Here is a 26,223-nt window from a genome sequence, read left to right on the forward strand (position 1 = left end):
AAGCGTCTGAACGGGGATTACTCCTCGTTCAGATACTCGCCGGCGTCGGCGTCGGTGCCGTGGCCCGAGGGGACCACGCTGGCCAGCGCATCGTCGCCGGTGCCGCCGCTGTCGCGAACGCTGCGGGCGTTCTCGGCCGCGCGGAGTTCCGCTGCCGAAGCCGGCGCGATGAGCGTGGCTTCCTGCATCTTCTTCTGCGCCACGCGGAGCGCCGCATCGCGCGACGTTGCCGCCACGCGCAGGCGGTTCATGCCTGCGCCGGTGCCCGCCGGGATCAGCCGGCCGACGATGACGTTCTCCTTGAGGCCGATCAGCGTGTCCTGCTTACCCTGCACGGCGGCCTCGGTGAGGACGCGGGTGGTCTCCTGGAACGACGCCGCCGAGATGAAGCTGCGGGTCTGCAGCGACGCCTTGGTGATGCCGAGCAGGATCGGCTTGCCGGCCGCGGGAGCCTGGCCCTTTTCGAGCTTGGAGTTGACCTCGTCCATCTCGGCGCGATCGAGCTGCTCGCCCACCAGCAGGGTGGTGTCGCCGCTCTCGATGATCTCGACCTTCTGCAGCATCTGGCGAACGATCACCTCGATGTGCTTGTCGTTGATCTTCACGCCCTGGAGTCGATAGACTTCCTGGATTTCCGAGACGAGATATTCTGCGAGCGGCTCGATGCCGAGCACCTCGAGAATGTCGTGCGGATCCGGGCTGCCGCCGATCAGGTTGTCGCCACGCTTGACGTAGTCGCCTTCCTGAACGTCGATCACCTTCGACTTCGGAACCAGATACTCCACGACCTCGCCGCCGTCCTCGGGCATGATCCCGATCTTGCGCTTGGCCTTGTAGTCCTTGCCGAACACGACACGGCCCGAGACCTTGGCGATGATCGCATTCTCCTTCGGCTTGCGGGCCTCGAAGAGCTCGGCGACGCGCGGCAGACCGCCGGTGATGTCGCGGGTCTTGGCAGATTCGCGGCTGACACGGGCGAGAACGTCACCCGCCTGCACCTGCGCGCCGTCCTCAACCGAGAGCACCGCACCCGGCGCCAGCATGTAGCGGCCGGCCTCTTCGGCGCTGTCGCCGGTGAGGGTCAGGCGCGGACGAAGATCTTCCTTCTTCGCCGAAGCGCCGCGGTTTTCGGTGATGACGCGCTGGGCGATGCCCGTCGCTTCGTCGACCTGCTCCGACATGGTCTTGCCGTCGATGACCTCGACATACTTCACGATGCCCGGGTTTTCCGTGATCACCGGCATGGTGAACGGATCCCATTCCGCCATGCGATCGCCCGCGCTGACGATGTGCCCATCGTCGAACAGCACATAGGCGCCGTACGGGATGCGGTGCACCGCGAGCTCGCGGCCGTCCATGTCGACGATCGCGATTTCACCCGAGCGGCTGAGCACCACGCGGCGGCCACGCTGATCGAGAATGATGCGCAGATCGCGATATTCGACGGTGCCGTCGACCGGCGCTTCGAGGTTCGACTGCTCGTTGAGCTGCGCCGCACCACCGATGTGGAAGGTACGCATGGTCAGCTGGGTGCCCGGCTCACCGATCGACTGCGCGGCGATGACGCCGACAGCCTCGCCGATGTTGACCGGCGTACCGCGGGCGAGATCGCGCCCGTAGCACTTGCCGCAAACGCCGATCTTGGCTTCGCAGACCAGCGGCGAGCGGATCTTCATCCCCTGCACGCCGATCGCTTCGATCTGCGTGATCATCGCCTCGTCGAGCAGCGTGCCCGACGGGATGACGACCTTGCCGTCCTTGTCGACCACGTCCTCGGCCGTGGTGCGGCCCAGGATGCGCTCGCCGAGCGAGGCGATCACCGAACCGCCCTGCACGATCGCGCGCATTTCGAGCATGCGCTCGGTGCCGCAATCGTCTTCCATGATCACGCAGTCCTGCGACACGTCGACCAGACGGCGAGTCAGGTAACCCGAGTTCGCCGTCTTGAGCGCCGTATCCGCGAGACCCTTGCGGGCGCCGTGGGTGGAGTTGAAGTACTCAAGGACGGTCAGGCCTTCCTTGAAGTTCGAGATGATCGGCGTCTCGATGATCTCGCCCGAAGGCTTGGCCATCAGGCCGCGCATGCCGGCGAGCTGCTTGATCTGCGCCTGCGAACCGCGGGCACCCGAATGGGCCATCATGTAGATCGAGTTGATGTCCTTCTCGCGGCCCGTGTTGGGATCGCGCTTCACCGCCTTGATCTCGTCCATCATGGCCGCCGCCACCTGGTCGCCGCAACGGCTCCAGGCGTCGATCACCTTGTTGTACTTCTCCTGCTGCGTGATCAGGCCGTCCTGATACTGCTGCTCGTAATCCTTCACGAGCGCGCGGGTCTCGTCGACCAGGCCCACCTTGGCGTCCGGAATGATCATGTCGTCCTTGCCGAACGAGATGCCGGCGCGGAACGCGTGGCGGAAGCCCAATGCCATGATCGCGTCGGCGAACAGCACGGTCTCCTTCTGGCCGGTGTGACGATAGACCTCATCGATCACGTCGCCCACATCCTTCTTGGTGAGGAGGCGGTTGACGGTCTCGAACGGAACCTTGTGGTTCTGCGGCAGCGTCTCGCCGAGCAGCATGCGGCCCGGGGTGGTCTCGTAGCGCTTCATCGCCATCACGCCGTTCTCGTCCGTCTGCGGAACGCGGCTGATGATCTTGGTGTGCAGCGTCACGGCACCGGCGTTGAGCGCCTGATGGACCTCCGACATGTCGGAGATCATCATGCCCTCGCCGGGCTCGCCTTCCTTCATCATCGACAGATAATAAAGACCCAGCACCATGTCCTGCGACGGCACGATGATCGGCTTGCCGTTGGCGGGGCTGAGGATGTTGTTGGTCGACATCATCAGCACGCGCGCTTCCAGCTGGGCCTCGAGGCTCAGCGGAACGTGGACGGCCATCTGGTCACCGTCGAAGTCGGCGTTGAACGCCGAGCACACCAGCGGGTGGAGCTGGATCGCCTTGCCTTCGATCAGCACGGGCTCGAACGCCTGGATGCCCAGACGGTGAAGCGTCGGCGCGCGGTTCAGCAGCACCGGGTGCTCGCGGATCACTTCGTCGAGGATGTCCCAGACTTCCTTGCGCTCCTTCTCGACCCACTTCTTCGCCTGCTTCAGGGTCATCGAGAGACCCTTGGCGTCGAGACGGGCGTAGATGAACGGCTTGAACAGCTCGAGCGCCATCTTCTTGGGCAGGCCGCACTGGTGCAGCTTCAGCTCCGGACCGGTCACGATGACCGAACGGCCCGAATAGTCGACACGCTTGCCGAGCAGGTTCTGACGGAAGCGGCCCTGCTTGCCCTTGAGCATGTCCGAGAGCGACTTGAGCGGACGCTTGTTCGCACCCGTGATGGTGCGGCCGCGGCGGCCATTGTCGAACAGCGCGTCGACGGCTTCCTGGAGCATGCGCTTTTCGTTGCGGACGATGATGTCCGGCGCGCGCAGCTCCATCAGCCGCTTGAGGCGGTTGTTACGGTTGATCACGCGGCGATACAGATCGTTGAGATCCGAAGTCGCGAAGCGGCCGCCGTCGAGCGGCACCAGCGGGCGCAGCTCGGGCGGAATCACGGGGACCACGTCGAGGATCATCCACTCCGGGCGGTTGCCCGAATTGATGAAGCTCTCGACGACCTTGAGGCGCTTGATGATCTTCTTGGGCTTGAGCTCGGACTTGGTGACCGCGAGCTCGTCGAGCAGATCCTTGCGCTCGCCCTCGAGATCGAGATCCATGAGCATGATCTTGACCGCCTCGGCGCCGATGCCGGCCGAGAACGCGTCTTCGCCATACTCATCCTGCGCGTCGAGCAGCTCGTCCTCGGTGAGGAGCTGGAATTTCTCGAGCGGAGTGAGGCCCGGCTCGGTGACGATGTAGCTCTCGAAATAGAGCACGCGCTCGAGCTGCTTGAGCTGCATGTCGAGCAGCAGGCCGATGCGCGACGGCAGCGACTTGAGGAACCAGATGTGCGCAACCGGCGCGGCGAGCTCGATATGGCCCATGCGCTCGCGGCGGACCTTCGAGACGGTCACTTCCACGCCGCACTTTTCGCAGACGATGCCCTTATACTTCATCCGCTTGTACTTGCCGCACAGGCACTCGTAATCCTTGATCGGACCGAAGATGCGCGCGCAGAACAGGCCGTCACGCTCGGGCTTGAACGTGCGATAGTTGATCGTCTCGGGCTTCTTGATCTCGCCGAAGGACCAGCTGCGGATGCGGTCCGGCGAGGCGATGCCGATCTGGATCTGGTCAAAGGTCTCCGGCTTGGCGACCGGGTTCGCGAAATTGGTAAGTTCGTTCATTTCGGTTTCCTCATGGGAGGATAAATTCGTGCGCGGCGGAGAGGGAAGGGCGCCGCCAGCAAGGACGGCGCCCGATGTCCCTTATTCCGCTGCCTCGGCGAGGCCGTCTTCTTCTTCCTGGTTCTTCAACTCGACGTTGAGGCCCAGCGAGCGCATTTCCTTGACGAGCACGTTGAAGCTCTCGGGAATGCCGGCCTCGAACGTGTCGTCGCCCTTGACGATCGCTTCGTAGACCTTGGTGCGGCCGACCACGTCGTCGGACTTCACCGTCAGCATTTCCTGCAGCGTGTACGCCGCGCCATAGGCCTGCAGTGCCCAGACCTCCATTTCGCCGAAGCGCTGGCCGCCGAACTGCGCCTTACCGCCCAGCGGCTGCTGGGTGACGAGGCTGTACGGCCCGATCGAACGCGCGTGGATCTTGTCGTCCACGAGATGGTGCAGCTTGAGCATGTAGATGATGCCCACGGTCACCTTGCGATCGAACGTGTCGCCCGTGCGCCCGTCGAACAGCACCGACTGGCCCGACGTGTCGAGGCCCGCCAGCTCCAGCATTGCCGACACGTCGCTCTCGCGCGCGCCGTCGAACACCGGAGTGCCCATCGGAATGCCCGTGCGGACATTGTGGATGAGCTCGCTGACCTGCTCGGGGCTGCGTGCCTCGATCTCGTCGGCATAGTGCGAACCATAGACCGTCTTGAGACGATCCTTGACCGCCTCGGGCATCTGGCCGGCCTTCGCGTCGGGATTGGCCTCGCGCCATTCCTGCAGCGAAGCCGCGACCTGCATGCCGAGGTTGCGCGCCGCCCAGCCGAGATGGGTCTCGAAGATCTGACCGACGTTCATGCGCGAAGGCACGCCCAGCGGGTTGAGCACGAGATCGACCGGCGTGCCGTCGGCGAGGAACGGCATGTCCTCCGCCGGCAGGATGCGCGAGATGACGCCCTTGTTGCCGTGACGGCCGGCCATCTTGTCGCCCGGCTGCAGCTTGCGCTTCACCGCGACGAAGACCTTGACCATCTTGAGCACGCCCGGCGGCAGCTCGTCGCCACGCTCGAGCTTCTCGCGGCGATCCTCGAACTTGTCGCGGATGCGCTTCACGGCCTCGTCATACTGACCCTTCACCGCTTCCAGGTTCGCCTGGACCGCATCGTCGGCAACCGCGAACTTCCACCATTCGTGACGATCGACGCTGTCGAGCAGCTCGTCGTCGATTGCCGCACCCTTTTTGAGGCCCTTGGGCGTCGCAGTCGCGACCTGACCCAGCAGCATCTCCTTCAGGCGCGACCAGGTCGCACGGTTGAGGATGTTGCGCTCGTCGTCCGAGTCCTTCTTGAGGCGCTCGATCTCTTCGCGCTCGATCGCCATCGCGCGCTCGTCCTTGTCGATGCCGTGGCGATTGAAGACGCGAACGTCGACGATCGTGCCGGCAACGCCCGGGGGCAGGCGCAGCGAGGTGTCGCGGACGTCCGAAGCCTTTTCGCCGAAGATCGCGCGCAGCAGCTTCTCTTCCGGCGTCATCGGCAATTCACCCTTGGGGGTGATCTTGCCGACCAGGATGTCGCCCGGCTCCACTTCGGCGCCGATATAGACGATGCCCGCCTCGTCGAGGTTGCGCAGCGCTTCCTCGCCGACGTTCGGGATGTCGCGCGTGATGTCCTCCGGCCCGAGCTTGGTGTCGCGGGCCATCACTTCGAACTCGTCGATATGGATCGACGTGAACACGTCGTCCTTCACGATCCGCTCGCTGATGAGGATCGAATCCTCATAGTTGTAGCCGTTCCAGGGCATGAACGCGACGAGCGCGTTGCGGCCCAGCGCGAGCTCGCCGAACTCGGTCGACGGGCCGTCGGCGATCACGTCGCCGATATTGACCACGTCGCCGACCTTCACCAGCGGACGCTGGTTGATGCAGGTCGACTGGTTCGAGCGCTGGAACTTCATCAGCGTGTAGATGTCGACGCCCGAGGCGGTCGCCTCGACGTCGCCCGACGCGCGGATGACGATACGCGTCGCATCGACCTGGTCGACCACGCCGGCGCGGCGCGCCGAGATGGCGGCACCCGAATCGCGCGCAACCGTCTCTTCCATGCCGGTGCCGACAAACGGCGCCTCGGCCTGGACGAGCGGCACGGCCTGACGCTGCATGTTCGAGCCCATCAGCGCGCGGTTCGCGTCGTCGTTTTCCAGGAACGGAATGAGCGATGCTGCGACCGACACCAGCTGCTTGGGGCTGACGTCCATCAGGGTGATCTGCTCGGGCAGCGCCATCAGGAATTCGCCGGCCTGACGCGACGAGACCAGCTCCTCGGTGAAGCGGCCTTCGCTGTCGAGCTCGGCCGAAGCCTGCGCGATCGTGTGCTTGGCCTCTTCCATCGCCGAGAGATAGACGACTTCGTCGGTCACCTTGCCGTCGATGATCTTGCGGTACGGCGTCTCGATGAAGCCGTACTTGTTGACGCGGCTAAACGACGCCAGCGAGTTGATCAGACCGATGTTCGGGCCTTCCGGCGTCTCGATCGGGCAGATACGGCCATAATGCGTCGGATGCACGTCGCGGACTTCGAAGCCAGCGCGCTCACGCGTGAGACCGCCCGGCCCGAGCGCCGAAACGCGACGCTTGTGCGTCACTTCGGAGAGCGGGTTGGTCTGGTCCATGAACTGCGAGAGCTGCGACGAACCGAAGAACTCGCGAACCGCGGCCACGGCCGGCTTGGCGTTGATCAGGTCGTTCGGCATCACCGTCGATACGTCGACCGACGACATGCGCTCCTTCACGGCGCGCTCCATGCGGAGCAGGCCGACGCGATACTGGTTCTCGAGCAGCTCGCCCACCGAACGCACGCGACGGTTGCCGAGATTGTCGATGTCGTCGACTTCGCCCTTGCCGTCCTTGAGGTCGACCAGCGTCTTGACGACGGCGAGGATGTCCTCGGTGCGCAGCGTGGTGACGGTGTCCTCGGCGTCGAGGTCGAGGCGCATGTTGAGCTTCACGCGGCCGACGGCCGAGAGGTCATAGCGCTCCGGATCGAAGAACAGGCCGGCGAACAGCGACTCTGCCGTTTCGAGCGTCGGCGGCTCGCCGGGGCGCATGACGCGGTAGATGTCGGACAGCGCCTGCTCGCGCTCTTCGGCCTTGTCGACCTTGAGCGTGTTGCGGATCCACGGACCGGTGGCGATGTGATCGATGTCGAGCAGCTCGAGGCGCTCGATGCCTGCCTTGTCGAGCAGTTCGAGATTCTCGGCCGAAACCTCGTCGCCGGCTTCGATGTAGATCTGGCCGGTGGCTTCGTTGATCAGGTCATAGGCGCTGTAGCGGCCGAAGATTTCCTCGGTCGGGATGAGCAGCGTCTCGAGGCCGTCCTTCGACGCCTTGTTGGCCGCGCGCGGGCTGATCTTCTGACCGGCCGGAAACACGACTTCGCCCGACTTGGCGTCGACGATGTCGAACATCGGCTTGGCGCCGCGCCAGTTCTCGGGCTGGAAGGGGATCTGCCAGCCGTTCGGGCCGCGGACGAAGGTCACGCGGTTGTAGAAATAGTTGAGGATGTCTTCGCTGGTCAGGCCCAGGGCATAGAGCAGCGACGTCACCGGCAGCTTGCGCTTACGGTCGATGCGGACGTTGACGATGTCCTTGGCGTCGAACTCGAAGTCGAGCCACGAGCCGCGATACGGGATCACGCGGGCAGCGAAGAGATACTTGCCCGAAGCGTGCGTCTTGCCGCGATCGTGATCGAACAGCACGCCCGGCGAACGGTGCATCTGGCTGACGATGACGCGCTCGGTGCCGTTGATGAAGAAGGTGCCGTTCTCGGTCATGAGCGGCATGTCGCCCATGTAGACGTCCTGCTCCTTGATATCGAGGACCGAACGGGCTTCCGTATCGGGATCCACCTCGAACACGATCAGGCGCAGCGTAACGCGCATCGGCGCCGCATAGGTGATGCCGCGCTGGCGGCATTCTTCGACGTCGAACTTGGGGTTCTCAAGCTCGTAATTGACGAAGTCGAGCTCGGCGGTGCCGGCGAAGTCGCGGATCGGGAACACCGACCGCAGCGTCTTTTCCAGGCCCGAGACGTAGCCGATCGAGGGATCGCTCCGCAGGAACTGTTCGTAGGATTCGCGCTGAACCTCGATCAGGTTCGGCATCTGCACCACTTCGTGGATGTTGCCGAACACCTTGCGGATGCGGCGCTTGAGCGTGCCGCCTTCGATCGCTTTGGTTGCCATGGGTGTATTTTGCCTCGTCAGCCAGAATTCGGGGCCCTAAATCCAGGGCAGGGGACGTGCGAAAAGACGCGGAAAGGCCGCTCGACTTCCTGTTCGGAATTCGGCAGCTCCCAGCGTCTCGATGAACCTCAGCTCCAATCCGACCGATGCACTGCGCGACGGCGCATCATTTCCCGAAACTGTGTTGTGAGGCGGGATATAGGCGCGGGGGTGCGCAGTGTCAAACCTGCCATACGCAAAAAGACGGAGGCGAGGGAACAAAATCCGGAAACGCGATAAAGCAAGATCAGGGCCATGAATGCCGAATTAACCGGGGATTTCATCGTTTTCGGCTAACGGTTCGCCGCACGGGATGAACCGAATCGTGGGTTCCACTCATTGAACCTGCGTCATGAACAAATCAGCCACCCCGCTTCGCCCCCGCACCGCGCTGTTGATCGGCGCCGCGCTCCTTTCCACCCCGCGTTCGCGCAGGAGACTGCGCCGCAGACCGTGACGCCGCCGCCGATCGCTGCGGCGCCTGCGCCGGCAGCACCCGCGCCCGCGCCGGTGATCCAGGTCGCTCCGGCCGCGCCGGTCGTCCAGGCAGTGCCGCCGGTCGAGCAGCAGATGCAGGGTTCGCCCAACCAGGCGCCCTCGTCATCGGATGCACGCCCGGCCCGCACCACCCGCGCCGCTGCCCCGACGCGTCCGTCGGCGCCGGCACGCGCCGCGGCTCCGGTCCGCGCTGCCGCTCCGGCGCCCGCGCCGGTTGCAGCCGCGCCTGCCGCCAGCACCCAGCCCGCATCGCCTGCCCCGGTTGAGGCCGCGCCTGCGCCGGCGCCCGTCGCCGCTGCCCCGGCTCCCGAGCCCGCCGCGCCGGTAACCGAGACGACGGCGACCACCACCGAACAGACCCGCGCGCCGATCTGGCCCTGGGTGCTGGGCGGGCTCGCCGTGCTCGGCGCCATCCTGCTGGGCGCGCTGATGATGCGTCGCCGCCGCAACGAGGCGGTCTATACCGACGAGGTCTATGAAGAGCCGCGCGTCGTGGCCGAACCTGTGCCGGTGATGCGTGCCCCGATCGCCCCGGCGGCGATGCCCGTCGCCGAGACGCCGGTCCGCGAAACCTATGTCGCCCCGGTGCCCCGCAAGGAGCCCGAGCTGCGTGAGGAAATCGTCAGCGAGGCGCATACCGAAGCCGAGCTTGCCGAGCCCGAGAGCGAGGACCTGAACGGCATCGCCGACGCGCCGGCGCCGGTTGCGAACCGTCCGTGGCTCGAATTTGGCCTGCGCCCGGTCCGTGCCGGCACCAGCGAGGAAGAGGCTGTGGTCGATGTCGAGCTGACCGTCGGCAATGCCGGCGACACCGCGGCCCGCGATGTCCGCATCTCGACCTTCCTGCTTGCCGACGCCGAGTCGACCGAGATGGAGCATATGCTCACCGGCGGCCGCAACGACGCCGCGGTGCCCCCGGTGACGATCGCGCCGGGTGACGGCACCCGCGTCGATGCGCACCTCGCGGTGCCCAAGGGTGAGATGGGCCGCACCTTCAACCCGGTGATCGTCGCCGAAGCGCGCTACACGCTTCCCGACGGCAGCGAGGGTCGCACGTCCGCCGCGTTCCGCATCGGCCGCTCGGCTCCGGATGCCGAGGGTGTCGGCCCGATCGGTGCCACGCGTCCGCACATGGTCGAGGATGTCGAGGCCGAATTGTACGGTCAGCCCGAACACGCCTAACCCCTGCGACATATTCGGGAAACACGAGCCTGCCTTTTCCGCATCGGGAAGGGGCAGGCTCTTTTCATAGGCGCTGCAAAGCGCCTACGCTGTGCTCCTCAGGGAGACACGTCGCACAATGAAAACCATGATCTTCGCTCTGCTCGCCGGAACCGCGCTCGCCGCCGCCGGCACTGCTTCCGCCCAGCAGGCACAGCCGTTCAACGATATTCCGGCCAAGTTCCAGCCGCCCGAGCAGCCCGGCGACTTCATCAAGCGCGAAGCGATGATCCCGATGCGCGACGGGGTGAAGCTCTACACCGTCATCGTCATTCCCAAGGGCGCGAAGAACGCGCCGATCCTGTTCACCCGCACGCCGTACAACGCCAATGGCCGCGTCAAGCGGACCGAGAGCACCACGATGGTCAACGCGTTGGCCGAGGGCGACGAACTGTTCGTCCGCGACGGCTATATCCGCGTCTTCCAGGACATTCGCGGCAAGTATCGCTCCGAGGGCGATTATGTCATCACCCGCCCGCCGGTCGGCCCGCTCAACCCGACCACGGTCGATCACACCACCGACGCCTATGACTCGATCGACTGGATGGTGAAGAACATCCCCGAGACCAACGGCAAGGTCGGCATGCTCGGATCGAGCTATGAGGGCTTCACCGTGGTGATGGCGCTGCTCCATCCGCATCCCGCGCTCAAGGTCGCGGCGCCCGAGAGCCCGATGATCGACGGCTGGATGGGCGACGACTGGTTCCACCACGGCGCCTTCCGCCTCGCCAATATCGGCTGGATCGGATCGCAGACCGGCTACAAGGGCGAGGGCAAGGCGCCCAACCGCCCCGATTGGGACGATTACGACACCTTCCGCCGCGTCGGCTCGGCCGGCGATTGGGCCAAGAAGTTCGGCTATGACCAGCTGCCGGCGTGGAACAAGATGAGCCAGCACGTCGCCTATGACGCATTCTGGCAGGGCCAGGCGCTCGACAAGCTGCTCGCCAAGAACCCCTCGAACGTGCCGACCTTGTGGGAGCAGGGCATCTGGGATCACGAGGACATGTATGGCGCGATCCACGCCTGGGAAGAGCTCCAGAAGACCAGCCAGGCCGACAACAACTTCCTGCTGATGGGGCCCTGGCGCCATTCGGGGTTCAACTATAACGGTTCGTCGCTGGGCGTGCTCAATTTCGAGGGCGACACTGCGCTCCAGGCGCGCCGCGACATCCTGCTGCCCTTCTTCAACGCCTATCTGAAGGACGGCGCGCCGGCCTTCACCCCGGCCAAGGCGAGCTTCTACAATACCGGCGAGAACCGCTGGGAATATCTCAACAAATGGCCGCTCGCCTGCGAGACCGGCTGCGGCGAGAAGCTCACCCCGATCTACCTCAAGCCCGCCGAGGGCCTGGGCTTCGACAAGCCCGGCACGGGCTCGGACTCCTATGTCTCGGATCCCGCCAAGCCGGTCCCGCATCTGCCGCGCCCGGTCAATTTCCAGGACGGCCGCTGGTCGACCTATCTCGTCACCGACCAGCGTTTCGTCGACGGCCGCACCGACGTGATGACCTATATGACCGATCCGCTGACCGCGCCGGTCCGCGTCTCGGGCGCGCCGCTGGCCGATATCTTCGCCAAGACCACGGGCACCGATGGCGACTTCGTCGTCAAGGTGATCGACGTCTATCCCGACGAAGTGGCGACCAAGAAGGAGATGGGCGGGTTCCAGCTGCCGATCAGCATGGACATCTTCCGCGGGCGCTATCGCAACTCGTTCGCGCATCCCAGCGCCATTCCGGCGAACAAGGTGCAGGAATATAAGTTCCGCCTGCCCACGGTGAACCACGTGTTCCAGCCGGGGCACCGGATCATGGTGCAGGTCCAGTCGAGCCTGTTCCCGGTCTATGACCGCAACCCGCAAAAATATGTCGACAACATCTTCTTCGCCAAGCCCGGCGATTATCAGAAGGCGACGGTGACGCTGGTCTATGGCGGCGCGCAGTCGAGCAGCGTGCTGCTGCCGGTGGTGCCGCTCGATCAGTCGGCCAGCAGCGCGAAACGATAGCACGGGCAAAGCGCACTACCGTGGCGGGACATACCGGCGTCCTCGGGCGCCGGCGTCTCGCCGCGACAAGTGCTGGGCCGTAGACTCATAAAAATGCGGACTCGCGGCTTCCGCCCCGATTGCGGACGTCCGTTCCCCTCCCTGCAAGGGAGGGGCTAGGGGTGGGTTAGGAAAGGCCGGGCTCGATGCCCGGCCTTTCCTTTAATCGAGGCGCTGGTGGGCTCGCCTTCGGCTCGCACCCACCCCCATCCCCTCCCTTGCAGGGAGGGGCGCGCGAAACGGCCACGCTATCGCTGAACGCCCGCTTCCCACCCATAGTCGGCCGTTCGGCGGTGAGACGGCCGATCCAAAAGCGGACTGGCGGCTTTCGCCCCAATTGCCGACGTTCCTGTTTCCGTCACCCCGGCCTTGAGCCGGGGTCCCGCTTCTTCTGGAGTTTGACGAGAGGCTCGAACAGATCATGCCGCTCGGGATTAAAGCCCTTGATCCCTGCCAAGAGCAAAAAGAAGCGGGACCCCGGGTCAAGCCCGGGGTGACGAAGAGAAGGGACAGCTTCCACCCAATCTCGGACATTCAGGCGCCCTACCAGGAGCGGACGTTTATGGGTTCACGACTAATCTAGTTTGGCCTGCTCGGACTTCCTTAAACTTTTCGTGTTCAAACGGTAGCGGGCGCGCGCCTCCGCAAGAGCCTGGGCGGGAAGGTGCCCGTGGGATATGCGCGCATGGAATACGAAGCATGAAAATCGTAATGTCCCGTGCCCATCTCCTCGCTGCGCTGGAGTATTTCGGATATTTTGTTCTGCTGAGCCTGCTTGGCCTGGCGATGTTCGTGCTCGTTCGCTTCCGGCCGCACGAAGAGGCAAAATGGTATATCATGCTGAGCCTCGGCGGGGGCTTGATGTGTATGGTCTATGCGATTTTCCATTATCGCGACTATCGGCGGATGCTGCGGTTTGGCGAGCGCGCGAAAGGCGCTGGCGCCGTTCGGCGCGCGCCGCCAAAGCCGGCGGCGCGCCAGCGGCGTGGTTGGGCTGAGCGCCTTGCCGACAATGATACGGGTGAGGCTGAAGCCCCAGCCCGTACGCTCGCCGAGACTGGCGCGGCCACGACGCTGCTGACCGCGATCGCGCCGGCCGGCCCCGAGGCAGCGGACTCGCAGGCAAAAGGCGCGACCGATCCGGAAATGTCGCTCGAGGCGATCCGGGCGCGTATGGCCGCTCGAATGGAGCGCGAGGATCGCGCGCGCGCGGAAGAACTGAAGCTGCAGCGCTTCTGACAGAAGCGCGAGGGCGGGGCCGGACGGCCCTGCCCGTTGGGCGTCTTCCCCTCGTAAAGACGTGATGCTAGGCCAACACGCGCTACTGGGGGCGATATATGAAGCATTGGCGCCTTGCGCTCGCGCTAGCCGCGACCTTTCCCACGGCCGCCATGGCCGATACGGCGCCCGAAGTCCTTCAGCGGACCGGGCGCTGGATGCTCGATTACGATCGCGATTCGTGCCGGATGGTCGGTCAGTTCGGCACCGGCGACGATCAGATGCTGCTGCGGATCACGCGCTTCGATCTGAGCGACACATTCGATCTCGCCGTGTTCGGCAATCGCGTGGCGTCGGATCATCTGCAGGTCGAGGCCACAGTGTCCTTCGGCCTGGACGGCAAGCCCGAGCCGCGCAAGGGGCTCGCCGGGACGACCGGCAAGATGAAGACGGTATGGTTCAATTCCATGCGGTTTGATGGCGCCCAACTCCGGTCGTACAAGGATCCGCCATTGCCAAAGGTCACGGCCGAGAGCGAGGCTGCAGTAACGGGCGTCACCGTCGAAATGCGCGGCAAAAAGCCTTTTCGGCTCGAATTCGGCTCGCTCGCCAAGCCGATGGCGCAAATGCGGGTCTGCCAGGAGGACCTGATCAAAAGCTGGGGCTATGATGCCGTCGTCCAGGCGAATTTGCGCGAGCCGCCAAAGCCGATCGACCCCGAGCGTTGGCTGCAAGTAGATGATTTTCCAATGGAGGCGCTACGGCAGAGCCAGAGCGGCATGGTGCAGTTCCGCCTCGACGTCGACGACCAAGGCAAGGCCGGCGGCTGCTATGTCCTCGGCCGGACCAGTCCAGACCTCTTTGCGGATACGACGTGCAAGGCGGTGCTGCAGCGCGCCCGATACCGTCCCGCGATCGACGCAGAGGGCCACCCGGTTCGGTCCTTCGCGGTGCGCAAGGTCGTCTGGCAGATACCCGAATGAGGACGCTTGGCCTCGCCCTCGCGATCGTCGCCGCGTTCCCAGTGGTCGCCACGGCCAAGGACGCGCCCCAGCTCACGCGCACCGAAAAATGGGTGGTCGATTACAGCCCGGACGCGTGCAACCTGCTCGCGCAGTTCGGCACCGGCGACGCGACGATCCTGCTCAAGTTCACGCGCTACGAGCTGGGTGACGGCTTCGCGCTGAGCGTCTTCGGCAAGCAGCTGGGGACGAGCGCTTCGCCCCGCACGACGGCGAAGATCGATTTCGGCTTGCAGGGCGGGCCGGTCGAAGTCGGCGCGATCGCCGGCAGCAACGGCAAGTATCGCGCCTATCTCTTCGCCTCCACGCGCCTCGATGGCTGGCGGTGGAAAGCCGAGGGCGACGAAGCGCCGCCCGTCACGCCGGCGCAGGAGGCTGCGGTCACCGGCGTCACCATCGCCATACGCGGCAAGAAGCCGTTGCGGCTCGAATTCGGTCCGCTCGACAAGCCGATGGCGCAGCTGCGCGCCTGCCAGAACAATCTGCTGAAGAGCTGGGGCTATGATCCCGCGGTGCAGGCGTCGCTCCAGCGCGCGCCCAGGCCGATCAGCCCGCCGTATAAATGGTTGACCTCGCAAGACTATCCGGTGGCGTCGGTGATGAACGGCCGCAACGGCATGGTCCAGTTTCGGCTCGACATCGATGCCGAGGGCAAGGTCGGCGGCTGCTATGTGCTCGATCGCACCAATCCCGACGAGTTCGCCGACATCACCTGCCGCGCCGTGAGCAGCCGTGCCAAATTCGAACCTGCGCTCGACGCGCAGGGCAAGGCGGTGCGGTCCTATTTCGTCCAGAAAGTGCAGTGGCAAGCTGGCAACTGATCCGCTTCCCACGCGCGAACCGTGGTGTTAGGCTAATACACGCGCTTATTGTCCAAGGGGGATCAGAATGAAGCGAATGAGCCTTGCGCTCGCATTGGCCGCCACGGCGCTTCCCGCCCTGGCGCATGCCCAGGCCGCAGCGCCCGCGGCCCAGACGCTGCACGTCGACAATCGCTATTTCACGCTGGAGAACGGCCTCAAGGTTGTCCTCGCGAAAGACAGCGTTGCCCCGACGGTGACGGTGGGGGTCTATTACGGCATCGGCTTCCGGGTGGAGCCCAAGGCGCGCACCGGCTTCGCCCATCTCTTCGAGCATCTGATGTTCCAGGGATCGAAGCACGCCCCCAAGGGCGTGTTCGACACGACGATCACCAATTCGGGCGGGGTCAATAACGGCTCGACGCGGTTCGATTTCACCAATTATTTCGAAGTGGTGCCCTCGAGCGCGCTCGATCGGATGCTGTGGCTTGAGGCCGATCGCATGGCCAATCCGGTGATCGACGATGTCGTGCTCAAGAACCAGCAGGGCGTGGTGGGCAACGAGGTCAAGGTCAACGTGCTCAACCAGCCCTATTCGACCTGGCCGTGGATCGATCTGCCGATGCTGGCCAACACCAATTGGTATAACAGCCACAATTTCTACGGCGATCTCAAGGAGATCGAGGCGGCGACGGTGCCCGATGCCAAATCCTTCTCCGAGGCATTCTATCGCCCGAGCAACGCCGTCCTCGTCGTCGCCGGCGACCTCGATTACGACGCCACGCGCGCTACGATCGAGAAATATTTCGGCACGATCGCCAAGAAGCCCGCGGTGGTCCAGCCCGACATTTCCGAGCCGCGCCAGCTCAAGGAGCGGTTCAAGAGCCGGGTCGATGCGCTGGCCCCCAAGCCCGGCTATGCCGCGGGCTATCACGTTCCGACACGCGGCACGCCCGAATGGTATGCGATGGGGCTGATCGATCAGATCCTGCTCCAGGGCGACGACAGCCGGCTCTATCGCAAGCTCGTCCAGCAGACCGGGATCACCGGCGCGCTTTCGGGCGGGATCAATGGCGATCTCGGCACCATGTTCAATTATCGCGGGCCGATGCTGTGGAGCTTCAGCTTCACCCATGATCCGACGCACAGCACCGCGCAGATCACCAAGGCCGTGGACGAAGTCATCGAGGAACTGCGCACCGCGCCGGTCTCCGACGAGGAACTCACCCGCGCGCGGACCAAGATGCGCTCGGACCTGTACGGCACGATCGACGGTGGCGGGCGGGTCGGCCTGATCGACTTGCTCGCGGTCTATGCGCTGTTCGACAACGATCCCGACGCAGTGAATCGCATCGAGCAGGGCTTCGCCCAGGTCACGCCCGCGCTGATCCAGAAGACCGCGCAGGACTATCTGCGGCCGACCAACCGCTCGGTCTATGTCATCGAGCCCGGCGCCGCCGCCGCCAAGAAGCCCGGCAAGCCCAAGGGAGCCAAGTGATGAAGCGCGTTTTCTTCGCCAGCCTCCTGGCGCTCGCCGCCGCCACGCCCGCGCTCGCGCAGGATTTCCCGCCGCCGCCGGCAATCGGCGAGCCCAAGCCGTTCAAGCTGCCCGCGACCGAGACCTATACGTTGCGTAACGGGATGCAGGTGACGCTGATCCCCTATGGCGTCGCGCCCAAGACGGTGGTGTCGCTCCAGGTTCGCGCCGGCGGGGTCGCTGCGGGCGACAAGACCTGGCTCGAGGACGTCACTGCCGAGATGATGAAGGAAGGGGCGGGCGGACGCTCGTCCGCCGAGCTCGCCACCTTGGTGGCCGGCATGGGCGGCAACCTCAACATCGCCGCGGGCCTGCAGACCACCGGCATCTCGACCAACGTGCTCTCCGAATATGCGCCGGCTGCGATCGCGCTGCTCGCCGACGTCGCGATCCGCCCGGACCTGCCGGCCGGCGAGCTGGCGCGGATCAAGGCCAATCTCAGCCGCGAGCTCAGCGGGGCGCTGTCGCAGCCCGGCACGCTTGCCGATATCGCGCTCGGCCGCACCGTGTTCGGCCCGGACCATCCCTATGGCCGGACGGTGCCGACCCAAGAGCAGCTGGCCGGCTACACGATCGACCAGGTAAAGGCGTTCCATTCGGGGCAATTCGGTGCGCGCCGCGCGCATCTTTACGTCGCCGGCCGCTTCGACGCCGCCTCGGTAAAGGCAGCGATCGACAAGGCCTTCGCCAACTGGAAGCAAGGCCCCGAAATCGTCACGCTCGACAGTCCGCACCAGCCGGGGCCCAAGGTGGTCCTGGTCGACCGGCCGGGCGCGCCGCAGACCACGCTGCGCCTCGCCTTCGATGCCTCGGCCGCGGGCAGCGACGAGGACATCCCCCAGCGCGTGACCAATGCGCTGCTCGGCGGGGCGTTCAGCTCGCGGATCACGCGCAACATCCGCGAGGACAAGGGCTATACCTATTCGCCCTATTCGGATGTCGACTTCCATCCCGGCGAGGCGCTGTGGACCTTCCAGGCCGACGTCACCACCGCGGTTACCGGCGCCTCGCTGAGCGAAGTGTTCAAGGAGATCCGCCGGATGCAGACCGAGCCCGTCACCGCCGAGGAATCGAAGGGCATCCGCACCTATATGGCCGGGCTTTTCGCGATCCAGAATTCGACCTCGGGCGCAGTGGTGGGCACGCTCGTTACGCGCGACGTGCTCGGGCTCCCGGCCGACTGGACCGAGCGCTATGTCCCCGCGGTGCTCGCGGTCACGCCCGAAGCGATGACGGCGTCGGCCCGGCAAGCCTATCCGCTCGACAAGATGACGCTGGTGGTGCTCGGCGATCTCAAGACCGTCGAGCCGCAGTTGAAAGCGCTTCCCGAGCTCAAGGGCCTGCCGATCGAGACGGTCAAGGTGCCCTGAGCGCAGGAGCGAGCCCGCCGCGGCCCGCTTTCGGGCCGAGCGGTTGCGCAAATGCGCCGCGTGCAGGTGAAATTCAGGTTGGACTGCGTAAAGCATCAGACGTGTTTTTGGGCAAAAACGGCATCGTCAGGCTGACCGGCCTCGCAGGCGCGGCACTCGCCGCGTCGGCGGGGCAGGCGCAGCAATCGTCTCCCACCGCGCCGCCAGCGCAAACGCCGACGCCGCTGCCGTCTTCGGCGCGCCCGACGGTGACGACGCTGCCGGGGGTCGTGCCCGAGCGCTTCACGATCGGGCCGACGCCCACCCCGACGCCGCTGGCGCCGCCGTCTCCGGTGCCGGTCGCGCAGCCGACCCCGCGCGCGACCGGCGCGCCGGCCGTAGCGGCCCGACCCGCGCCGCGCGCGACCCCCGCCGCGTCCGCGCCGGCGCGGACGGCAACGCCTGCGGCGACGCCCGCCACTCCCGCGGCAATGTCGGCCGGGATCGTGCCCAGCCCCGCGCCGAGCGCCGCAGCAACTGCTGCGCCGCTGCCGGCCCCACTACCCACCGTGGCCGCCCAGCCTGCACCGCCCCCAGAACCGGGGGTGCCCGCCTGGATCTGGGCGCTGGCGGGCGCGGCCGGGATGGCGCTGATCTTCGCCGCGATCCGCCTGCTCCGGCGACGCGAGGACACGCTAGAGACCGCGCTGCCCGTGCCCGCGCCCGAACCCGAACCCGCCGCGGCGCCGGCTCCCCCGCGCGTGCCGGCCGCGCCGGCGCGCCCCTCGCCGCCGCCGGGCCTGACGCCGCCGGCACCCGCCTCCAGCGAACCGTTCGAACTCGCGCTGCAGCCGCGAAGCATCGAGATCGGCGCCAGCGAGGTGCTGCTCGAGTTCGAACTGCTGATCGGCAACCGCCAGCCGGGCGCCGCGGAGAATATCCGCCCGACCTTCGCGCTGATCAGCGCGAGCCCGGAACAGGATCGCCATATCGCGGGCTTTCACGGCAATCCGATGGTCGATCCGGGGAGTCAGGCGTTCGATCTCGCCGCGGGCGCGGGCGGACGCATGCCGGTGCGCCTGGCGCTGCCGCGCGCGCAGATCCATGCCGTGGATATCGGCGGGCGCGCGATCTTCGTGCCGATCGTGATGATCGACCTGCGCTGGCGCGCGGGCATCAGCATCCGCCGCTTCGGCGCCGATTTCATGGTCGGCACGCCGGGGCAGGGCGGCAAGCTCGGCCCGTTCCGCCTCGATGGCCCCCAGGCGATTCCGCAACTCGCCGCGACGCGCTACATCGCCAGGGCGGCCGCCGCCGCATAAGCCCAGCGGGCCGCGGCGTCGCGCGCACTGGGCCGCGGCATCGCCCAGCAAAAAGGGCGACCCGTTGCCGGGCCGCCCTCTCCGTTTCGTCTGCCGTGAAGCAGAAGAAGCTTACTTGACCTCGACGGTCGCGCCGGCTTCTTCGAGCTGCTTCTTGATCTTCTCGGCTTCGTCCTTCGACACGCCTTCCTTGACGGCCTTGGGAGCGCCTTCGACGAGTGCCTTGGCTTCGGTCAGGCCGAGCGCGGTGATCGCACGGACTTCCTTGATGACGTTGATCTTCTTGCCACCGTCGCCGGTGAGGATCACGTCGAACTCGGTCTGCTCTTCAGCAGCCGGGGCAGCGGCGCCGCCGCCAGCAGCCGGAGCAGCCGCAACGGCAGCAGCGGCCGAGACGCCCCACTTCTCTTCGAGAAGCTTCGAGAGCTCGGCGGCTTCGAGAACGGTCAGCTCGGAGAGCTGGTCGACGAGTGCGTTAAGGTCAGCCATGATAAACTCCAATCAAATCAGATAGGTTAGGGAATTGGTCTCGAACAGGGAGCCGCTCAGGCGGCTTCCTTCTCCGCATATGCCGAAAGGACGCGCGCGATCTGCGCGGCCGGCGCCTGGGTGATGGTTGCGATCTTGGTCGCAGGAGCAACGATGAGCCCCACGATCTTGGCACGCAGTTCATCCAGCGACGGCATCGTCGCGAGCGCCTTCACGCCCTCCGCATCGAGCAGCTGCGCGCCCATGGCTCCGCCGACGATCTCGAGCTTGTCGTTCGTCTTGGCGAATTCCGCGACGACCTTGGCAGCAGCCACGGGGTCAGCGGAGGTGGCGAGCGCCGTCGGACCCGTCAGCAGGTCCGCAAGCACCGAATAATCGGTGCCCTCTGCGGCAATCTTGGCAAGCTTGTTCTTCGAGACCTTATAGCTCGCACCGGCTGCGCGCATCTTGTTGCGGAGGTCCGTCGACTGCTTGACGGTCATCCCGAGATTGCGGGTGACAACCACCACGCCAACCTCGTTGAAGGTGCGATTCAGCTCGGCAACGGCGTCAGCCTTCTGGGAACGATCCATGCCGGTCTCCTCGTGATGAAGCGCCCCTTGCGAGGTGCTTCGGTTACAAAATGTCCGAGGGGCACGATCGTCAGCGGCCGGTTGCCCGGCTTGACTGGAGCACGCCGATGGCGCGTCCTGAAAATCTGTCCCCGTCTTGGCGAGAGATTAAGACCGGCATATTCCGGTCGCTCGCTGTCTCGGACGGAACGCAGGCGAGGCGAACCCCATCTGCGAAGCGGCGCACATAGCGCGAATCACGGGGAAGTCAACGCGAAAGCCGTAGGGGGCCTTGGCGTAGCCTGCGTCCCACGGTGCATAATGGGCGAGACACTCCACTCAAGCGAAGACGACGCTAAGCATATCCCCGGAAGCTGGCGTTATACCCTCTGCAACTTTACTGATTATGTAGTTGCGCGTGCCTGTGCCAAGGGATCGAAGCGCCAATCCGTTCATTGTCTTTCAAAACAAGACCGAACGGCGGCCTGGAGGTGCTAGTGACGGTGACGGCAAGGTGAGCGGATCGGAGACAGAAGGACGTTCGTCGCTGTTAACCGCCGCCCCGTCTGCGCCTGTGGCATTGCGGCGGGTAGTGCTGATCATGTGCGTCGGCGCAGTGCTTCTAATCGCGTTGCTGTGGGCTGCGACGCTCAGTTCGATCGGCGCGGAGCGGACGCGCACGATCGACGCGGCGATCCGCGAGAACCGCAACCAGTCTATCGCCTATGAAATCTATGTTTCGCGCACCTTCGACGCCGCCGATGTAGCGGCGCTCCATCTCGCGGAACGCTTTGCCGATCTGCGCGCCGACCGGCCCGACGCGCCGCCACGATTGCTCGACGACCCGGTAGCCGCGAACCCGCTCTTCGCGTCGGTAGTCGTCGCCGATGCCAAGGGGGAGGTCCGCTGGACCAGCATTTCGGGCGTGCCCACGATGAACATCTCCGATCGCCCGGGCTTCTCAGCGTTTCGCGATGGCAAGGCACAGCATCCCAGCTTTGTCGGTGCTTCCGAATATTCGCCCTATCTGCGCCGCGCGGTCTTCTCGGTAATCCGCGCGATCCGCCGGCGCGACGGCAGTTTCGGCGGCGAAGTCATCATTCGCGTGCCCGTCGAACGGCTCACCGACTTCAATCGCGGCGCTGAGACTCATCCGCAGGATCTCATCTCGGTGATCCGGCTCGACGGCATTACGCTGGCGCGGCGCGAGGGGCACACGGTCAGCTATGGCCAGAACTTCGCCGGCACCAGCGTGATGAAGCGGCAGGCGGCAAACCCCAATGGCAGCTATTTCGCGCGCACCATCCAGGATGGTGTGCCGCGCTATTTCAGCCATCGCCGGCTGGCGCGCTATGGGGTGTTCGTCACAACGGCGGTGAGCGAGGCCAAAGTGCTCGCCAGCGCGCAGGCGCGCGCGCGGGTGCTGCTCTGGGCGATGGCGGGCCTCACCCTCGCCATCCTCGCCTTTGCCTATACCGTGGTCCACGGGCTGCTTCGCCAGCAACGCGGCGCGCGAGCGATCGCTGCGGGCAACCAGCGGCTGCGCGACGCCCAGCGCATCGCCAATATGGGCGACTGGGATTATGACTTCCGCACCGATCGGATGACGCTCTCCGAGCAGCTCTGCGTGATGTATGGACGCGATCTGGACGATAACGTGCTTTCTTCCAGCGATGCCTATGCGCTGCACGGCGCGGAGACGAGCGATCGGCTGCGCGCTGCCGTGGTGGCGGTGCTGCGCACCCGCCTGCCGCAAAGCTGCGAATTCATCGTCCATCTGCCCGGCGGCGGCATATCCTATCGGCGCGTCGTAATGGCGCCGGTCGACGGCGAGGCAGGCGAGGTCCGGCTGCTGCGCGGCACCGAGCAGGACATCACCCGTGAAAAGCTCCACGAGCAACTGCGCGACGAAGTCGCGCACATGGCGCGCGTCGAAGCTGTCAACGTGATGGCCGCGACGATCGCGCACGAGCTTGCCCAGCCGCTCAGCGCCGCTTCGAACTATGCCGCCGCCGCGGCGCTCGCCGCCCAGTCGAGCGCGCAGGGCGAGAAGGACGAAGTTCCCGGACTGCTCGACCAGGCGATCCGCCAGATCGGCGTGACCGGCCAGATCATCCAGCGCGCGCGCGACATGATGGCGAACAGCCCGGCGCTGGATGGCAGCGCCGTGCTTTCCGAAGTCGTCGAGGATGCGATCGCGCTGGTCCGCGTCGCCAATCGCGATTGCACCGCTTCGCTGACAGCGCAGCTCGATCCGCGGCTCAGCCAGGTCGGCGCCGATCGCATCCAGGTTCAGCAGGTTCTGCTCAATCTGCTGCGCAATGCCTGCCAGGCCACCGCGACGATCGCCGATGCGCGGGTTGTCGTCACCAGCGGCCTTGATGGCCATGGCATGGTGCGGCTTTGCGTCGAGGATAATGGCCCCGGTATCGCGCCGGGCGTGGGCGACATCTTCTCGCCCTTCGTCACCGGCACGCGCGGCCTGGGCGTCGGGCTGTCGATCTGCCGGGCGATCGTGCAATCCTATGGCGGCCGCATCTGGAGCGAGCGCAGCCGCTTCGGCGGCGCGGCAATGTGCTTCACGCTGCCCCAGGCGCGCCACGAGGATGCCGAAGCCGCCTGAGGCGGTCAGCCGTCGAGCAGCGCCGCGTCCCGAAAGTCCGAAGGCGTCACGCCATAGCGGGCGCGAAAGCTCCGGTTGAAATAGGAAATGTCGCCGAACCCGCTTTCGAGCGCGATCGCGCCGATCGTGTGGCCGTGCCAGCGCGGATCGCGCAGTCGATCGCACGCGAGGTCGAGCCTGGCTGCAAGCAGCGCCTGGGCAAAGCTCGTCCCCCGGCCGGCGAAGAGTTTGCGGAGATATACCGGGGAGATGCCGTGCCGTGCCGCGAGCACGCCGATGGTGAGCCGCGGCTGCCAGGCGAGACGGCGGAGATCGGCCATCACCAGCGCGAGCCGCGCAGCACCGGCGGCGCGCGGCGCGGGCTCCGCCGCGGGGCCGCCCAGCGCGAGCGCGGCGAGATCGCAGACATGGTCCGCGGCCGCCGCCGCAACCGCAGGGCTGGCCGGTGGCGCCTGCTCGAGCAGCGCGACATAGCGTTGCAGCAGCGCGAGCGCGGGATCGGCCGCCGGGATGGCCCGGGCAAGCCGGTCGAGCAGATGCGGCACGCGATCGGCAAGTGCGGCGCCCGGTAGCCGCAAGTTGAGGAAGGCGACGCCGTCCGGGTGCACGCTGCGCCCTACTTCGCCGCCGTGGAGCAATGCGGCGTCGCCGGGCCGCAGCAGCGCCTCGCGCCGGCATTGCTCGACCGCGCCATGTGCGCCGCCATGGACGATCAGCAGCAGGTCGTCGCCGCCGGCTAGTTCGCGCGTCTTGGTGAAGATCGCGCCGGTGGTGGTGCCGCGGACAAAGGCTACCGGGCCGAGGGCGCTGGCGGTGAAGGTGCAATCGAACGGCGCGTCGCCAACGGTTTCCAGCGCGACGTCGAGCACCGAGCGGCCATAGAGCTCGCGCCACGCATCGGTGCGCTCGCGGAACGGCAGGTCATCGGTCGAGAAGCGCGCGGTCCTATGCATTGACCGATCATACCCAAATGTCGGCCGACTGCCTAGAATACCCGCAAGTAGCGCCTCGTCCGTGCCCGAGTAGCGCTGTGTCCAAGCCCTGCAAGGACGGCGATGATAGAGTGATGTTCGGCAATCGATATCACCCATTCCCACCAGTTATACGCGGCGCGCTTTAGCCATCGAAACTTGTCACTATCGCCATCTTTCGTAAACCCGAATGGAGTGCGAAGTTATCTCTGCAAATAGCGGAGGGAAATTGAATGAAAAACTATCTGATACAGAGGCATATTCCTGGATTGGGAATGTTATCTAAAGAACAACTTAAAGAAGCTGCATGCGTTTCCAATCAAGCGCTCGAAAAACTCGGCGGCCGCGTTGTCTGGGATCACTCGTTCGTCACCCAGGACGGCACTTGGTGCAGCTATCGCGCCGACAGTGTCGCCGCGATCGAGGAACATGCAAGGCTGAGTGGCTTCCCCGCCACGCAGATCATCGAGGTCGTCGACATCATCGGCCCGCAGACGGCGAGCGGAGGATGACGGTGGGTCTGGAAACAGAAATTGCCAAGCGCGTGCTCGACGTGACCATCGTCATGTTCGACGATGGCCTGTCGTCCACCGCGGTGATGCCGACCGAGATTTTCCATTCGGCCGGCAGCCTGTGGAACGCGCTCAACGGCGAAGCGGAGCATCCGGCGTTCCGGGTGCACACCGTTTCGATCGGCGGAGCGCCGGTGCGGACGCCCTATGGCTTCGCAATGACGCCGGACGGTCCGCTCGAGGCCGTCGAGCATAGCGACATCGTCATTATCCCCACCTCTGGCCTTGATCTCGATCTCAAACTGATCCAGCACAGCGCGATGCTGCCCTGGCTGCGGCGCCTCTACATGCGCGGCGCCTATGTCGTGGGGGTGTGCATGGGCGCGGCTTATCTTGCGGCGGCGGGATTGCTCGACGGGCGGCTCGCGACGACGCACTGGGCGGCCAGCGCGGACATGGCGGCGCGCTTCCCCAAGGTGCGTTGGCATCCCGAACTGTTCATGACCGAGGATCAGCGCGTCCTGTGCAGCGGCGGGGTGGGGGCGTCGATCGACATCAGCCTCTATCTGGTCGAGAAATTCTGCGGCCATGATGTCGCGGTGCAGACGGCCAAGGCGTTGCTGTTGCCGATGCCGCGGCTGATGCAGTCGGGCTATGCCGTGCTGCCGGTGTCGCGGGCGCATGACGACGCCCCGATCCGTCGGGTCGAGGCGTATCTGCAGGAGAATTTCCGCGCCGACGTCTCGGTCCAGGCGCTGGCCGACATCGCCCTGATGGGCGAGCGGACTTTCGCCCGGCGATTCAAGGCGGCGACGGGGCGGCTTCCTGCCGCCTATGTCCAGGCGCTGCGGATCGAGGCGGCGAAGACGATGCTCGAGCATGAGATAGCCTCGGTCAGCGTCGTCTGCGAAGCCATCGGCTATTCGGACATCGGCTTCTTCCGTGCGCTGTTCAAGCGGATGACCGGCATGACGCCGGGACAATATCGGTCGCAATTCGCCTCGATCGCAGTGCGCGGCCATGCGCCGCCGGCGCTGCACGCCACCTTCTCAAAGGCAATGCTCGGCGCCTGCTGACGGCGCCGGAGGACGGGTCGCCCATAATCCTTTCTGCCGACGCGGCGCCGTGAGCGCCGTGCGCAGCCATCCCGAAATCCAGGAGTATCCTCATGTCTCATATTCTCAGCTTCGCGCTGCTTGCGCTCGCTCCCGCGGCATCGGCCTCGACCGATACCGAGCCGGCGACCAGCATCGTCCATACCGCCGATCTCGATTTGCGGAGCGCCCAGGGCGTGCTTCGGCTCCAGCGGCGGGTCGACCGGGCAGTGCAGCGGGTATGCCGCATCGCCAACCCTACCAACCCGATGGTCCTGCGGATCGGGCGCGAATGCGTGTCGGGCACCTATCTGCGAGTCCAGCCGCAAGTGGCCAGCGTGATCCAGTCCGCCCGGCAGCGCGGACAACTCGCGAGTGCGGCACCGATCACGGTCCGCTGATCCC

General features: G+C 65.7%; 18 protein-coding genes. 12 read left to right on the forward strand and 6 right to left on the reverse strand.

Annotated elements, in window-relative coordinates:
- Positions 1 to 17: 17 nt before the first annotated feature.
- Together rpoC and rpoB are read right to left on the reverse strand one after the other, a co-directional pair.
- Complete coding sequence (gene rpoC / locus AB2M62_RS02740; protein ID WP_404337599.1) at positions 18 to 4,298, reverse strand: DNA-directed RNA polymerase subunit beta'; 4,281 nt, start codon at positions 4,296 to 4,298, stop codon at positions 18 to 20.
- An 81-nt stretch (positions 4,299 to 4,379) separates the two neighbouring features.
- Positions 4,380 to 8,525: a DNA-directed RNA polymerase subunit beta gene (gene rpoB, locus AB2M62_RS02745; protein WP_404337600.1), complete on the reverse strand. Its 4,146-nt coding sequence runs from the start codon at positions 8,523 to 8,525 to the stop codon at positions 4,380 to 4,382.
- Between the two features lie 492 nt (positions 8,526 to 9,017).
- Here rpoB and AB2M62_RS02750 point away from each other — a divergent pair, with 492 nt between their 5' ends.
- The 7 genes from AB2M62_RS02750 to AB2M62_RS02780 all read left to right on the forward strand — a co-directional run bounded on the left by AB2M62_RS02750 (position 9,018) and on the right by AB2M62_RS02780 (position 18,277).
- Positions 9,018 to 10,244: a hypothetical protein gene (locus AB2M62_RS02750; RefSeq protein ID WP_404337602.1), complete on the forward strand. Its 1,227-nt coding sequence runs from the start codon at positions 9,018 to 9,020 to the stop codon at positions 10,242 to 10,244.
- A 118-nt stretch (positions 10,245 to 10,362) separates the two neighbouring features.
- Positions 10,363 to 12,291, forward strand: coding sequence for a CocE/NonD family hydrolase (locus tag AB2M62_RS02755; RefSeq protein ID WP_404337604.1), 1,929 nt, complete (start codon positions 10,363 to 10,365; stop codon positions 12,289 to 12,291).
- Between the two features lie 876 nt (positions 12,292 to 13,167).
- On the forward strand, positions 13,168 to 13,569 hold the full coding sequence (locus AB2M62_RS02760) for a hypothetical protein (RefSeq protein ID WP_404337605.1): 402 nt from the start codon (positions 13,168 to 13,170) through the stop codon (positions 13,567 to 13,569).
- Positions 13,570 to 13,667: 98 nt separating this feature from the next.
- Positions 13,668 to 14,531: an energy transducer TonB gene (locus AB2M62_RS02765; protein WP_404337607.1), complete on the forward strand. Its 864-nt coding sequence runs from the start codon at positions 13,668 to 13,670 to the stop codon at positions 14,529 to 14,531.
- Positions 14,528 to 15,391: an energy transducer TonB gene (locus AB2M62_RS02770; protein ID WP_404337609.1), complete on the forward strand. Its 864-nt coding sequence runs from the start codon at positions 14,528 to 14,530 to the stop codon at positions 15,389 to 15,391. Before AB2M62_RS02765 ends, AB2M62_RS02770 begins: the two co-directional genes overlap by 4 nt.
- Before the next feature lie 67 nt (positions 15,392 to 15,458).
- Complete coding sequence (locus AB2M62_RS02775) at positions 15,459 to 16,868, forward strand: M16 family metallopeptidase (RefSeq protein WP_404337611.1); 1,410 nt, start codon at positions 15,459 to 15,461, stop codon at positions 16,866 to 16,868.
- Positions 16,868 to 18,277 (forward strand): M16 family metallopeptidase, encoded by a 1,410-nt coding sequence (locus tag AB2M62_RS02780; RefSeq protein WP_404337613.1) that lies wholly within the window; start codon positions 16,868 to 16,870, stop codon positions 18,275 to 18,277. Before AB2M62_RS02775 ends, AB2M62_RS02780 begins: the two co-directional genes overlap by 1 nt.
- A 73-nt stretch (positions 18,278 to 18,350) precedes the next feature.
- Here AB2M62_RS02780 and AB2M62_RS02785 read toward each other — a convergent pair whose 3' ends face one another.
- Entirely contained in the window at positions 18,351 to 18,824 is a 474-nt protein-coding gene (locus tag AB2M62_RS02785) for a hypothetical protein (protein ID WP_404337614.1), read from the reverse strand.
- 37 nt (positions 18,825 to 18,861) lie between these two features.
- On the opposite strand from AB2M62_RS02785, the gene AB2M62_RS02790 reads away from it, so the two are divergent.
- Positions 18,862 to 19,578 carry a hypothetical protein gene (locus AB2M62_RS02790; RefSeq protein ID WP_404337615.1) on the forward strand — a complete coding sequence of 239 codons (717 nt, stop codon included), beginning with the start codon at positions 18,862 to 18,864 and terminating at the stop codon, positions 19,576 to 19,578.
- 111 nt (positions 19,579 to 19,689) lie between these two features.
- On the opposite strand, the gene rplL is transcribed toward AB2M62_RS02790, so the two are convergent.
- On the reverse strand, positions 19,690 to 20,067 hold the full coding sequence (gene rplL, locus AB2M62_RS02795) for a 50S ribosomal protein L7/L12 (RefSeq protein ID WP_404337617.1): 378 nt from the start codon (positions 20,065 to 20,067) through the stop codon (positions 19,690 to 19,692).
- A 56-nt stretch (positions 20,068 to 20,123) separates the two neighbouring features.
- Positions 20,124 to 20,639 carry a 50S ribosomal protein L10 gene (rplJ, locus tag AB2M62_RS02800; RefSeq protein WP_404337619.1) on the reverse strand — a complete coding sequence of 172 codons (516 nt, stop codon included), beginning with the start codon at positions 20,637 to 20,639 and terminating at the stop codon, positions 20,124 to 20,126.
- Positions 20,640 to 21,219: 580 nt separating this feature from the next.
- Between rplJ and AB2M62_RS02805 the strand changes: the two genes are divergently transcribed.
- On the forward strand, positions 21,220 to 23,241 hold the full coding sequence (locus tag AB2M62_RS02805) for an ATP-binding protein (protein WP_404339767.1): 2,022 nt from the start codon (positions 21,220 to 21,222) through the stop codon (positions 23,239 to 23,241).
- 5 nt (positions 23,242 to 23,246) lie between these two features.
- On the opposite strand, the gene AB2M62_RS02810 is transcribed toward AB2M62_RS02805, so the two are convergent.
- Complete coding sequence (locus AB2M62_RS02810; protein WP_404337621.1) at positions 23,247 to 24,194, reverse strand: AraC family transcriptional regulator; 948 nt, start codon at positions 24,192 to 24,194, stop codon at positions 23,247 to 23,249.
- A gap of 251 nt (positions 24,195 to 24,445) precedes the next feature.
- Here AB2M62_RS02810 and AB2M62_RS02815 point away from each other — a divergent pair, with 251 nt between their 5' ends.
- From AB2M62_RS02815 to AB2M62_RS02825, 3 genes are all read left to right on the forward strand, one after another.
- Positions 24,446 to 24,724, forward strand: coding sequence for a DUF4242 domain-containing protein (locus tag AB2M62_RS02815; protein WP_404337623.1), 279 nt, complete (start codon positions 24,446 to 24,448; stop codon positions 24,722 to 24,724).
- Positions 24,721 to 25,800: a GlxA family transcriptional regulator gene (locus tag AB2M62_RS02820; RefSeq protein ID WP_404337625.1), complete on the forward strand. Its 1,080-nt coding sequence runs from the start codon at positions 24,721 to 24,723 to the stop codon at positions 25,798 to 25,800. Before AB2M62_RS02815 ends, AB2M62_RS02820 begins: the two co-directional genes overlap by 4 nt.
- A 92-nt stretch (positions 25,801 to 25,892) precedes the next feature.
- Positions 25,893 to 26,219 carry a UrcA family protein gene (locus tag AB2M62_RS02825; RefSeq protein ID WP_404337627.1) on the forward strand — a complete coding sequence of 109 codons (327 nt, stop codon included), beginning with the start codon at positions 25,893 to 25,895 and terminating at the stop codon, positions 26,217 to 26,219.
- Positions 26,220 to 26,223: the final 4 nt, after the last annotated feature.

This window comes from Sphingomonas sp. MMS12-HWE2-04 (assembly GCF_044881185.1).
GTDB lineage: Bacteria > Pseudomonadota > Alphaproteobacteria > Sphingomonadales > Sphingomonadaceae > Sphingomonas.